We start from the raw sequence: 12,237 nt of genomic DNA, 5'->3' as shown, positions 1-12,237 counted from the left end.
CCCGCTCCAGGGCGTCGACCGCGACCTCGGCCACGCTGCGGGCGGAGGCCGCGGCGCTGCCGCCGGTCGGGGCGACCAGCGGGGTACGCGAGCGGGCCCACCGGTCCAGCGGACCGGCCCAGTTGGGCAGTCGGTCGCCGGCCCGACCGAAGACGAACGGCAGTTCGAGTACGGCGACCGGCAGGCCCTCGCCGGCGGCCGCCCGTCCCTCCTGGGCCTGCTCCAGCCGACACCGGATGTACGTGTGCCGCTCGGCGAGGCGCCACTGCGGGTGGAGCCGGTCGAAGTAGGTGTAGTAGGAGCCCATCACGACACCCCGGGTGAGCCCTTCGAGGCGGGCGGCGGTGAACAGGCGTACCACCGGGTCGACGTTGTCGCGGCGGAACTCGGGATAGATCGGCTTGGGCAGCGGCCGTTGCTCCTCGGTGCGGGTGGCGTACACGACACCGTCGTGACCGGCGAGCAACGACCGCAGCTCGTCGACCGAGGCGGACCCGACATCGAGCAGGTGGTCGACGCCCGGCTGGGCGGTACGCGCCACCGTGGTCGCGGCGTGGCCACGCTCCCGGAGCACGTCCACGACGTGAGCGCCGATCAGGCCACTGCCACCCACCACAAGAATTCGCACGGTGCATCGTCCACTCTGGAACCGGCACCTTGTCAAGCGGCTGCGCCGCGGTTCGACCAGAATGGCACCCGGAGGTGATCGAGGGTGGTCGACCAGGAGAGCGTGCCCAAGCTGTGTTCGGTGGTGCTCGACTGCACCGACGCGAGGGCGCTGGCGGAGTTCTACCGACAGCTACTGGGCTTCGTCTACCGGCCCGGCGACGAACCGCCAGCGGCCGGCCAGGCCGACGAACGCGGCGGTGACTGGCTGGTGCTGCGGTCGCCCGCCGGCGGGCCTCAGATCGCGTTTCAGCAGGTGGAGCACCTGCCGGAGGCGACGTGGCCGACGAATACCGTGCCCCAGCAGCTGCACCTGGACCTGACCGTGGAGTCCGTCGAGGAGTTGCTGGTCCAGCACGAGCGGGTGCTGCGCCTCGGTGGCCGGCTGCGGTACGACCGCATCGACGACCCCGACGAGCCCCTCCGCGTGTACGCCGACCTGGCCGGGCATCCCTTCTGCGTCTTCGTCGGCTGAGCGGGTTGCCGCCGCCTCGCCGAAGCGCAGGTTGACAACCAGCGAGGATGTCGTCCGCACCCCGAGATTCGCACTAGGTTCGAGGTACGGGACACCATCGCTGGGAAACGGGGTTGAGGATGCCGGAACCGCGCGCCTTCTGGCTGGACGAGCAGTTCGACCGCGAACACGGCGCCGGCGGGCGCGGCCGGTACGAGGCCGAGGTGCTTCGTCGGATCGACGAGTTCGCCGACACCTGGGGTGACTTCGCGCCCGTCGCGTTCGCGGTGACGGCCTGGCGGCTGGCCACCGAGCTGTCGCCGGGCTTCGTCCGCTGGCACCGGCGGATCATCTCGGCGACCTGCGCGCGCAGCCCGTGGGACGGCAGCCTGGTCTGCGCGGTGACCGTGGCCTCCCGCTGGCCGGCCGAGCTGACCTGGACCAAGCAGTGGCAGCGCGACCGTGGCTGGCAGGACTGGCCCCAGCTGTTCGGCCAGTTCACCACACCCACCGACCAGGACCAGACCCGCCGGCCGCATCTGCGCGCGCTGCTTCAGGTGGAGGCGCCGGTCCCGCTCGGCGACCTGCCGCCGACGCCCGACGGTCCGGGCGACGACGTCGCCGCGGCGGCGCGCCGGGCCGTGGCGGTGCTGGCCCGGGAGCTCAACGACCTCCTCGCGCCGATGATCGGGCAGCTCGACGCCGGGGTGCCGGCGGACTCCTGAGAAGCCCGCCGGCCGGTAGGGTCGTCGGCGTGGATCTGGACGACATCGCCGCCCGGCTCGGGGTGCCCGTCGAGGAGGTCGACCGCGTGCACCGGCTCGCCGGTGACGGGCCGTCAGCTCCGTTGCCGGCCAAGACCGACGCGCCCGCGCTCCTCGACCGCCTCGCGGTGCGGCCGGACGACGCCGCCGAGGTCATGGCGGGCTGGCCCGACCCCGGCTCTCCGCTGTGGACTGAGGAGCTGCGCTGGCTGCTCGACCGCTCGATCGCCCTGGTCCGCGCCGACCTCGCGGGCTACGACTGGATGTCGCCCGGCCCGGAGCTGCCGCGAGACCGTGGGCCCGCCTGGCGGCACCTCTACGTGTACGCGTACCTGGCCCTGGTCGACGTGGCCCGGGGGTACCACCGCGACCACGACGTCCCCGACGCCGTGTCCTGGGTGACCCTGGCCGACCTGGGCCGCAACCTCGCGATCGACAGACGGATGCGCGGCGAGGGCTGGCCGATCATGCAGAGCTGGCTGACGCTGCACTCGCGGGGCAGCGTCTACGAGCTGGGTCGCCTCCAGCACCAGCGTGGCGACGGCGCGATCGGCCTGCACGTCCCGGATTCGGGGCCGTTGACGCCGGAGGCGGTCGAGGCGTCGCTCGACGAGGCCCGCGCGTTCTTCCCACGGCACTTTCCCGACGAGCGTTACACCGCGTTCTCCTGCGCCTCGTGGCTGCTCGACCCACAGCTGCGGGAGTACCTTCCCGAGGACTCCAACATCGTGCGGTTCCAGCGCCGGTTCGAGTTGGAGCCCTACGACGAGTCGGCGGGGCCGGACGCCGACATCGAGGTGCTGCGGTTCGGGTTCCGCACCCTGACCACGCCGCTCGACGAGCTGCCGCGCCGCACGGCGCTCCAGCGCGCGCTCATCGATCACCTGCGGGCCGGCGGCCACTGGCACTGGCGCCACGGCCGCTTCCCGATCTAGCCAGACCAGCAGAGCGCCGCCTACTTCACGCAGTAGGGCCCGGCCTGGTCACCGTCCAGGCCGGGCCCTACCACTGGCTCGTCAGCCGGTGGTCAGGACGAACCTCTCCCAGGACCCGACCGACGTCCGGTTGGCGATCAGTGACCCGGCCCCGGCGTTCTCGGCGGCCACGATCTGGTTGTTGGCCAGCGCCCGCAGGCCGACCGTCCCGTCGGAGTTGTTGATGATCTGGAACGTCTCCCACGGTCCGATCGTCGTGCGGTTCGCGATCAACGGATTCGCGCCGGCGTTGTCGGCGCAGACGTACAGCCCGTTGGCGCGGGACCGGAGGGCGATGTTGCCGTTGCCGGCGTCCACCCGGTCGAACTGCTCGGTCGTGCCGACGCTGGCCTTGTTGGCGATCAGCGCGCTGGTGCCCACCGCCGACACGTACTGGTTGTTGACCTGCGCCCGCAGGGTCGTCACCGGGGTGCCGCCGCCGGTGCCGGTGGTGAAGGTGAACGCGTCGACGTCGAACAGGTTGCCGGACCCGCCCTTGAAGACCAGGTACAGCGTGGTCGTCGAGGCGGGCGGGTTGCTGATGGTGGTGGAGACGTCGACGAAGGTCTCCCAGTTACCGGTCACCGGCACCGTGGCGGTGCCCAGCAGGGTGCCGGTGGCGGACCCGGCGCGAACCTCGATGGTGCCGCCGGCGCCGGCCGAGGAGACCCGCGCGGTGAACCGGTTCACGTTGGACAGGTTGTACGGCTGGTACGAGATCCAGTCGTTGTTCTCGATGAACCCGGCAGTGCGACCACCCTCGGCGTTGGTGTGGTCGGTGGCCTGGACACCGGACTGGGCGCTGAAGTGCTCACCCTGGCGGTGCTTCGGTTGCAGCGTCTTGATGCTGTGCGTGGTGAGCCCGCCGTTGTCGGTGTACGCGGCGTCGAAGACCCCGTAGATGTTGGCCGCCGCGTCGTGCTCGCCGTCCGTCGGGACGGTGATCGTGCCGCTGCACCCGGTCTTCGAGGTGATCTGGTGGGCGTGGCTGTCGTGGCCCAGCGCGTACGTCAGGGTCACCTTGGAGCAGTCGATCGTGCCGTCCTGCGGGTCGCTCACCGAGATCTGGTACGGCACCGTGTCACCGAAGGAGAACAGCTGCCCGTCGGTGGGCGAGGTGAGTGACACCGTCGGGGCGGTGTTGCCCACGGTGACGATCAGGCTCGCCGTGCCGGACAGGCCGGTCGGGTCGGTGACCTTCAGGGTGGGGCTGTACGTGCCGTTCGTGGTGTACGTCTTGGTGGGGTTGGCCGCCGTCGACGTGGTGCCGTCGCCGAAGGTCCACAGGTAGCTCAGCGCGCCGCCCTCGGGGTCGGAGCTGCCGGCCGAGGAGAAGTTGACCGTCAACGGGTTGGCCCCCGACGTGGGGTTCGCCGAGGCGACCGCGATCGGGCTGCGGTTGCCACCACCGATGTACTCGATCCGGAAGAGCGCCTGGTTGTTCGAGCCGGTGCCGTAGTCCAGCACGTACAGGGCGCCGTCGGGGCCGAAGGCCATGTCCATGACCTGGGTGCCGGTCCACGGGAAGTTGGAGATCTCCCCGCGCGATCCGTCGGAGTTGACCGCGATGGCCTTGATCCAGCGCCGCCCGTACTCGCCGGCGAAGAACTGACCGTTCAGCGAGGCCGGGAACTTGATGCTGGAGTTGAGCGAGGCGTCGTACCGGTAGACCGGCCCGCCCATCGGCGACTCCGAGCCGCTGCCGAACTCCGCCGGTGAACCGGAGTCGCCGGCGTACTTGATCCAGGCCGGCTTCGCGGCGGGCAGCGTGGTGAGCCCGGTGTTGCGGAACGAGTTGTTGGTCGGCCCGCCCGTGCAGTTGTACTTGGACTGCGACGGCCCGGACGGGAAGGTGTATTCATTGTATGTTTCCGTGCTGGTGTTGCTGCCGGTGCAGTACGGCCAGCCGTAGTTGCCCGGTGCCGCGATGCGGTTGAACTCCACCTGGCCGGACGGGCCACGGCTGGAGTTCGTGGACCCGGCGTCGGGGCCGTAGTCGCCGAGGTAGACGACGCCGGTCGCCTTGTCGACGCTCATCCGGAACGGGTTGCGCAGACCCATCGCGTAGATCTCCGGGCGGGTGCCCGACGTGCCGGGGGCGAACAGGTTGCCCGACGGGATGGTGTACGTGCCGTCCGCCTGCGGCTTGATCCGCAGCACCTTGCCGCGCAGGTCGTTGGTGTTGCCCGCCGAACGCTGGGCGTCGAACTGCGGGTTGCGGTTGGTCTGCTCGTCGAGTGGCGCGTAGCCGGACGACTCGAACGGGTTGGTGTCGTCGCCGGTGGTCAGGTACAGGTTGCCGGCCGCGTCGAAGTCCAGGTCGCCGCCGACGTGGCAGCACTGCCCGCGGTCGTTGGCGACCTGGAGCACGATCTTCTCGCTGCCCAGGTTGAGCGTGTCGTCGCTGTTCAGGGTGAAGCGGGACAGCCGCAGGTGCCCCTTCCACCGGTCCCAGTCGGCCTGCGAGCCGGTGGTCGGCGCGTCCCCGGTCGGGGTGCTCAGCGTGGGGGAGTAGTACAGGTAGATCCACCGGTTGCTGGCGAAGTTGGGGTCGACGGCGACGCCCTGCAACCCCTCCTCGTCGTGGGTGTAGACCGACAGGGTTCCGGAGACCTTGGTGTTGCCGGCCACGTCGGTCACCCGCAGGACGCCGTTGCGGGCGGTGTGCAGCACCGAGCGGTTGGGCAGGACGGCCAGGGACATGGCCTCACCGAGCTCGCCCGAGCCGGTGGCGAGCTTGACCTGCTGGTAGTCCGTGGCGGGGATGACCGCCGCCTGCGCGGTGGACGGTGCGGCCACAGCCAGGGTCACACTCGCGACGGTGGTGACCGCCGCGAGGAGAGCCCGGGGCCAGCGCCGGGGGTACGAGAGCATGATCGTCCTTTCTCGACGACCGGGGGACGGGCGCGCGGGGGCGCACCACGACCAGGTGGGGTGGTGGAGAACGAGCGGGGAGACCAGGTCAGTTGGTGGTGACCAGGTCGAACTTCTCCCACTGACCGATGGAGGTCCGGTTGGCGATCAGCGGCGACGCGCCCGCGTTGTCGGCGGCGACGTAGCGGTTGTTCACCGTGGCCCGCAGGCTCACCGTGCCGTCGGAGTTGCGGACGAGCTGGAACGTCTCCCAGGCGCCGGCGGTGGCCCGGTTGGCGATCAGCGCGGCGGCTCCGGCGTTCTCGGCCGCGACGAACTGCCCGTTGCCCTTGGCGCGCAGCGCCACGTTGCCGTTGGCGAGGTTGACCAGGTCGAACCGCTCGGTGGTGCCGACGCTGGCCTTGTTGGCGATCAGCGCGGTGGTGGCGTTGGGCGCGCTCACGTACTGGTTGTTGGCGCGGGCCCGCAGGGTGGAGCCGCTGCCGGTGGGCGGCGGCGTCGTGGTGCGCGGCGAGCAGTCGGCCGTCACGGAGCCCGCGGCGACCTGGAGGCCACCGAGCAGCATCCGGGTGAAGTTCGGGTCGGTGTACGACGCCTCGGTGTGCCCGAGGCCGGTGTACCAGGCACGCCCGCCGCCGTACGCCTTGCACCAGGTGATCGGGTGGTCGCCGCTCATGTTGCCGCCGCTGTAGGACGACTCGTCGAGGCTGGCCAGGACCCGCGCGCTGGACCGGGGGTTGGTGCGGTAGTTGTACCACTCGTCGGAGCGGACCCAGGTGGTGCCGAGGTGCGCGGTCGACGGGTTGGTCTGGTCCTCGATCTTCACGGTCGCGGTCTGGATCGCCGGGTGCGAGTCGAACCACGCACCGACAAGCGAGCCGTACCACGGCCAGCTGTACTCGGTGTCGGCGGCGGCGTGCACGCCGACGTAGCCACCACCGGCGGCGATGTACGACTCGAACGCGGTCTGCTGGGTGGCGTTGAGGACGTCGCCGGTCGTCGACAGGAAGACCACCGCCTGGTACTGGGCCAGGTTGGAGGTGGTGAACTGGGCGGCGTCCTCGGTCGAGGTCACGGTGAAGCCGTTGGCCGAGCCGAGCTGCTGGATAGCGGCGATGCCGTTGGGGATGGAGGAGTGCCGGAAGCCGGCGGTCTTGCTGAACACCAGGACCTTGGTCAGGGGTGCCGCCGAGGCGGGGGTCGGCAGGGCGACCAGGCTGGCCAGCATGACGGCCAGGCCGGTGACGAGTGCCAACAGGCGGGGACGGGAACGCATGGTCTTGCTCCTCTGCTGAGCGTCGACCTCAGGCTGGGCACACGGGCATGCCGGAGGCCGCGATGGCGGTGGTGCGGAAGCCGGGCCGCCGATGCTCGGCTGAGGTGGTGCGGGGGTGGTGGGGGATGGGGCGGGTGAAACCAGCCGACGATTCACACCACCCACAATGGACGGTCAGAATTCATCGACTGGCATCGTTGACGCAGTAAACCTCCGATGTCTACGCCCCGTCAAGCCCACCGCCACGGAGGTGGGGCGTCGCGCGGTCAGCCTCGGTCGCCCCTACGCGGGGCTGCGGGTGCCCCGGGTCGCCATCAGAATGAGATCGGCGATCGTCTCCGGGTGGGTGACCATGGCGAGATGCGATGATTCGACCTCAATGGTCGTCGCGTTCATCCGGTCGGCCAGAAACCGCTCCAACTCCGGCGCGGTCGTGCGGTCCTGCATGGAGATCGAGTAGTAGCAGGGTCGGTCCCGCCAGGCGGCCGTCGTCGTGCGGCCGTGGAAGAGGTCCTTGGCGATCGGGCCCTGCACCGCGTAGAGGGCGCGGGCACGGGTCTCCTCGATTCCCCCGGCGAAGTCGGCCAGGAAAGCGCTCTCGCTGAGCTGCGCGTACCCGTCGTGGTGCACGAGGCCGGCGTTCGCCGGCGGCGTGGGGTACTTCGCGGCGAGCGCGGCGTAGTCCTCGCCGGCGTCCGGCGCGCGGGCCGCCACGTACACCAGGGCGGTGACCCTCGGGTGGTTGCCGGCCTCGCTGATGATCGTGCCGGCCCAGGAGTGGCCCACCAGCACCGTCGGGCCGTCCTGCCGGTCCAGGGCACGGTTGGTGGCCGCGACGTCGTCGGCCAGGGAGGTCAGCGGGTTCTGCACAGCGGTGACGGTCAGCCCGGCCCGCTGCAGCAGTGGGATGACGTCGGACCAGGAGGAGCCGTCGGCGTACGCGCCGTGGACCAGGACGACGTTGCGGGCCGGCTGGGCCGAAGACGAGTCGCTCACCTGAAAACCTCCGCACGCGGCCGAAGACAGCTCTCGCCCGCCACTCTTCCCCATACCGGTCGGGCCGGTGGGCCAAACGCCGAGGCTTCAGCCGCTCAGCGCGGCGGGTCCGGTGCGAGGGCCCGCCAGTTCAGCCGGTAGTGGTGTCGCAGTACCAACCAGCTGACCGAGAACGGAATGGCCCCCATGGCCACGACTCCCAGGACGTCCGCGCCGACCACGTCGAAGACCGCCCCGACGTCGCCGAACAGCTGCGCGACCGTCTGGAAGGCGACGTGTAGGCCGATGCCGGCCCAGACGTCGCCGGTGGCGGCGCGGAAGGCGCCCAGCAGCAGCGCGAAGACGAGGAAGAGCGCCAGTCGGTCGACGGATCGGGCCGCCCCGACGAGGAACCCGAACAGGGTGAACAGCACGGCCTGCCCGATGACCGCCTGCCCGGCGGGCAGCCGGGTGGCGAGGTTGTGGTGCAGGTACCCCCGGAAGATCAGCTCCTCCGGCAGCGCCTCCTTCAAGAAGACGAGCACGACCAGCAGCACGGCCACCCGCAGCACGTCCCCGACGGACGTCCGGACGCTGATCTCGACCCAGCCGAGGCCGAGGCAGAGCGCGAACCCCGCCGCGGCGGGCACCAGCCAGCAGGCCATCCCGAGCAGCAGACGCCGCCAACCGGCGCGCAGCGACGGAAGCCCGAGGCCGGCCCAGGGGCGTCGGTCCAGGACGCCACGGGCGACAACCACCAGGGGTACGACGACAGCGGTGGTGAGCACCGCCCCGACCGCATGGGTGGGTCGGTCGTAGTCACCGTCGAGCACGGCGCCCAGGAGCAGCCACACCAGCACGGCGCCGGTGACCACGACGAGGATCCGCCAGGGCAGGGCGAGACGAGGTCCGGCGCTCACCACGCGCAGCGTAGCCAGCGGCGACAAGAACGGACCGTCAGCGGCCGAGGACGAGGTAGGCGAGGCCCAGGACACCCCGGTAACCACCGACGTACTGGCGCAACCGGTCGTCGAGTTCCGCGCGGACGTCGGCCGCACGAGGATCCTCCGGGTACGCCAGCAGCCACTCCTGCCGGCCGGCGAGCCAGGTGGACTCGAAGTCGTCCCATTCCCGCTGGTCGGCGGTGCTCAGGTGCAGCAGCCGCCAACCCCGTTCGCGGGCGGCCTCGACCAGCCCGGGGAGGCTCGGGACGTCCGGGCCGAAGATCTCGGCGATCTCCGCCGTGGGGGACCGTTCCCAGTAGGCGTCGCCGAACAGCAGCCGCCCACCGGGCCGGACCACGGCGGCGAGGGCGTCGAGGGCCGCCTCGGTGCCGCCGAAGGCGTGGGCCGAGCCGATGCAGAGGACCCGGTCGGCCGGCTCCTGCCAGGACGCCGCTTCCCCCATCACGAAGGCGACGTGCCGGTTCAGCGACCGACCCGCGGCCAGCCGCCGCCCCCGGGCGAGCGCGGCCTCGTCGGTGTCGACGCCGACGCCCCGTGTCGCGACCGGGCCGGACACACCGCCGGCGGCGACCGCCCGCAGCAACAGCTCACCCCAGCCGCAGCCGAGGTCGAGCACGCGCGCGCCGGGGCGGACGTCGAGCCGTTGCAGCAGCAACGCGGCGTGCTCCGGCGAGAGCGGTGTGTTCCAGCGCATCCGCGCGTAACGGCTGGCGGCGAGGTGGTCGGTTGACTGCATCCGTTGAGGGTGTCAAGCCGTGCGCAGGCTCCGGCACCGGGGCGTACGGCAGGATCGGTGGGGTGGACGCAGAGCGCGCGGGGCCGCCCCGGCGGCCGACCCCGCAGGAGGTGGCGGCGGCGGCCGGCCGAGGTCTGCCGGACATCATCGGCCCCGGGCTGCGGGTGCTGTTCTGCGGCTACAACCCGGGCCTCTACTCGGCCGCCGTGGGGGAGCCGTTCGCCCGCCGGGGCAGCCGGTTCTGGCCGGCCCTGCACGGGGCCGGCCTCACCGACCGCCAGCTGCACTCCTGGGAACGCGACGAGCTGCTGCGGCAGGGACTGGGGATCACCAGCCTGAGCAACCGGGCCACCGCCCGCGCCGCCGAGCTGACGTCGGAGGAACTGGTGGCCGGGGTGACCGGGTTGGCGGTGAAGGCCGAGCGCTACCGGCCGCGCTGGGTGGCGATCCTCGGGGTGACCGCGTACCGGATCGCCTTCGCCCGACCGAAGGCCGGGCTGGGCCCGCGACCGGACCGGCTGGGTCCGGCCCAGGTCTGGGTGCTGCCGAACCCCAGCGGCCTGAACGCGCACTTCCCCCTGCCGGCGTTGACCGCCGAGTTCGCCAAGCTGCGGCGGGAGCTCGACTCCTAACCGGCCGCGGCGGCCAGCCCCTGGTAGTACGGCTGCATCGCCGGGTGGTAGTCGTCGAACTCCGGGCGGGGCGAGCCGTCCCGGGAGGCGACCAGCATGTCCAGGTAGTACTCCCAACCGGCGCCCACCTCGGCGATGCCCTCCACGCTGCTCAGGTGCTGCACGAACCGCAGCTCGGTGGTGCCGTCGGTCTCGGTCAGCGACAGCTCCAGCAGCCAGGTGCCGTAGTCGTCGACCATCGACACGGCAAGGCGCTGACGCGGCTCGCACGCGTCGATGCGGACCTCACACCAGGGCTGCTGCTCCTCGTACGCCATCTGGACCCGGATGGTCCGTCCGGGCCCGGCCTCGCCCTCCCACGGGCCGAACCAGCGGGCCGTGCGCTCCGGCTCGGTGAGGCTGGCCCAGACGTCCGCCACCGGGGCGCGGAAGGTCCGGGTGAGGACGAGATCGTGCCCGGTGTCGGTGCGGAACAGGCGTCCGGCGGGTGTGCGGGTCATGCCGTGTGCTCCCTTCGGTGTTCCGCCGGGCCGCGGCTGCGGCGCTCTCGGCGGGTGCGATAGACCTCGGTCTCCAACGCGTCGAGGTGCCGTTCCCACCGGTCGCCTGTGGTGAGCGCGGTGAGCCAGTCGAGCAGCGGGTCGAGCGGGCCCGGGTCGAGCCGGTAGATCCGCTGCCGTCCGACCAGCTCGTCACGGACCAGCCCGCTCTCGCGCAGCACCCGCAGGTGGCGGCTGATGGCGGGCCGGCTGATCGTGAACCGCTGGGCGATGTCGCCGGCGGAGAGGGGCTCGTCGCGCAACATGGTCAGGATGTGCCGCCGTACCGGGTCCGCGATCGCGACGGCCACCTCATCCACCCGAGAAGCGTAACCTACAGGTTACGCTTCTGCCCGTTGTGGACCTCCGACGCCGCCAGAACGCTGCGTCGATGGTGGGCACATGATCACCTGACCTGGCACCCTGGACGGCATGGCCGCCCTGCTTCGCTCCCGCCTGACCGACTGGACCGTCGCCGTACCCGTGCTCGCCGTGCTGGTGTTGATCCTCACCTGGGGGCGGGACCTGCCCGGCCCGGTCATAGTGGTGGTCGCGCTGCTGCTGGGCGGTGCCGTGCTCGCGGCCGTGCACCACGCGGAGGTGGTCGCCCACCGGGTGGGGGAGCCGTACGGGTCGCTGGTGCTCGCCGTCGCGGTCACCGTGATCGAGGTCGCGCTCATCGTCACGCTGATGATCAGCGGGCCGGAGAAGACCCAGTCGCTCGCCCGGGACACCGTCTTCGCCGCCGTCATGATCACCTGTAACGGGATCCTCGGCCTGTCCCTGCTGCTCGGGGCGCTGCGTCGTCGCGTCGCGGTGTTCAACCCGGAGGGCACCGGCGGGGCCCTGGCCACCGTGATCACCCTGGCCACCCTGAGTCTGGTCATCCCGACCTTCACCACGGCCCGGCCCGGCCCGGAGTTCAGCCCGGCCCAGCTCGCCTTCGCCGCCGTCGCCTCGCTGGCCCTCTACGGGCTGTTCGTGCTCGTGCAGACCGGCCGGCACCGCGACTACTTCCTGCCGGTCGACAGCCGGGGCCAGGTGATCGACGCGGAGGAGCACGCCAAGCCGCCGACCACCCGCGCCGCGCTGGTCAGCCTGGGGCTGCTGCTGGTGGCGCTGGTCGCGGTGGTCGGCGACGCCAAGACCGTCTCCCCGACCATCGAGGCCGGCGTCGCCGCGGCGAACCTGCCGCACGCGTTCGTCGGCGTGATCATCGCCCTGCTGGTGCTGCTGCCGGAGACCCTGGCCGCCGCCCGCGCCGCCCGCCGCGACCGGGTGCAGATCAGCCTGAACCTCGCCCTCGGCTCGGCGATGGCCAGCATCGGCCTGACCATCCCGGCCATCGCGATCGCCTCGATCTGGCTGGACGGCCCGCGGCC

At 71.6% G+C, this 12,237-nt stretch carries 13 protein-coding genes; 5 read left to right on the top strand and 8 right to left on the bottom strand.

Annotated features, from left to right (window positions below):
• On the bottom strand, positions 1-628 hold a 628-nt coding region (locus PSH25_RS06810), incomplete at its 3' end, for an NAD-dependent epimerase/dehydratase family protein (protein ID WP_238658176.1).
• 84 nt (positions 629-712) lie between these two features.
• On the opposite strand from PSH25_RS06810, the gene PSH25_RS06805 reads away from it, so the two are divergent.
• The 3 genes from PSH25_RS06805 (at position 713) to PSH25_RS06795 (ending at position 2,819) form a co-directional block, all read left to right on the top strand.
• Entirely contained in the window at positions 713-1,141 is a 429-nt protein-coding gene (locus PSH25_RS06805; protein ID WP_238658175.1) for a VOC family protein, read from the top strand.
• 119 nt (positions 1,142-1,260) lie between these two features.
• Positions 1,261-1,845, top strand: coding sequence for a hypothetical protein (locus PSH25_RS06800; RefSeq protein ID WP_238658174.1), 585 nt, complete (start codon positions 1,261-1,263; stop codon positions 1,843-1,845).
• Positions 1,846-1,874: 29 nt separating this feature from the next.
• Complete coding sequence (locus PSH25_RS06795) at positions 1,875-2,819, top strand: acyltransferase domain-containing protein (RefSeq protein WP_238658173.1); 945 nt, start codon at positions 1,875-1,877, stop codon at positions 2,817-2,819.
• 81 nt (positions 2,820-2,900) lie between these two features.
• Here the strand turns inward: PSH25_RS06795 and PSH25_RS06790 are convergent, their stop codons facing one another.
• The 5 genes from PSH25_RS06790 to PSH25_RS06770 all read right to left on the bottom strand — a co-directional run bounded on the left by PSH25_RS06790 (position 2,901) and on the right by PSH25_RS06770 (position 9,684).
• Positions 2,901-5,732, bottom strand: coding sequence for a PQQ-dependent sugar dehydrogenase (locus tag PSH25_RS06790; protein ID WP_238658172.1), 2,832 nt, complete (start codon positions 5,730-5,732; stop codon positions 2,901-2,903).
• Between the two features lie 88 nt (positions 5,733-5,820).
• Positions 5,821-7,008 (bottom strand): ThuA domain-containing protein, encoded by a 1,188-nt coding sequence (locus PSH25_RS06785; RefSeq protein WP_372492735.1) that lies wholly within the window; start codon positions 7,006-7,008, stop codon positions 5,821-5,823.
• A gap of 282 nt (positions 7,009-7,290) precedes the next feature.
• Positions 7,291-8,004 (bottom strand): alpha/beta fold hydrolase, encoded by a 714-nt coding sequence (locus PSH25_RS06780; RefSeq protein WP_238658171.1) that lies wholly within the window; start codon positions 8,002-8,004, stop codon positions 7,291-7,293.
• A 95-nt stretch (positions 8,005-8,099) separates the two neighbouring features.
• Positions 8,100-8,903, bottom strand: coding sequence for a CPBP family glutamic-type intramembrane protease (locus PSH25_RS06775; protein ID WP_238658170.1), 804 nt, complete (start codon positions 8,901-8,903; stop codon positions 8,100-8,102).
• Between the two features lie 37 nt (positions 8,904-8,940).
• A complete protein-coding gene (locus PSH25_RS06770; RefSeq protein WP_238658169.1) occupies positions 8,941-9,684 on the bottom strand; it encodes an SAM-dependent methyltransferase in 744 nt (247 codons plus the stop codon).
• Between the two features lie 62 nt (positions 9,685-9,746).
• Here PSH25_RS06770 and mug point away from each other — a divergent pair, with 62 nt between their 5' ends.
• Positions 9,747-10,316, top strand: a complete 570-nt coding sequence (gene mug, locus PSH25_RS06765) for a G/U mismatch-specific DNA glycosylase (protein ID WP_238658168.1) — start codon at positions 9,747-9,749, stop codon at positions 10,314-10,316.
• On the opposite strand, the gene PSH25_RS06760 is transcribed toward mug, so the two are convergent.
• Together PSH25_RS06760 and PSH25_RS06755 are read right to left on the bottom strand one after the other, a co-directional pair.
• Positions 10,313-10,816: an SRPBCC family protein gene (locus tag PSH25_RS06760; protein WP_238658167.1), complete on the bottom strand. Its 504-nt coding sequence runs from the start codon at positions 10,814-10,816 to the stop codon at positions 10,313-10,315. The two genes, mug and PSH25_RS06760, sit on opposite strands and share 4 nt — an antisense overlap.
• Positions 10,813-11,175, bottom strand: coding sequence for a metalloregulator ArsR/SmtB family transcription factor (locus PSH25_RS06755; RefSeq protein WP_238658166.1), 363 nt, complete (start codon positions 11,173-11,175; stop codon positions 10,813-10,815). The genes PSH25_RS06760 and PSH25_RS06755 overlap by 4 nt, the downstream gene beginning before the upstream one ends.
• A 112-nt stretch (positions 11,176-11,287) precedes the next feature.
• Here PSH25_RS06755 and PSH25_RS06750 point away from each other — a divergent pair.
• The coding region (locus PSH25_RS06750; RefSeq protein ID WP_238658165.1) for a calcium:cation antiporter at positions 11,288-12,237 on the top strand (950 nt) is incomplete at its 3' end.

Source organism: Micromonospora foliorum (assembly GCF_022229015.1).
Lineage (GTDB): Bacteria > Actinomycetota > Actinomycetes > Mycobacteriales > Micromonosporaceae > Micromonospora > Micromonospora foliorum.
This window is presented reverse-complemented; position numbering and strand designations above follow the sequence as displayed.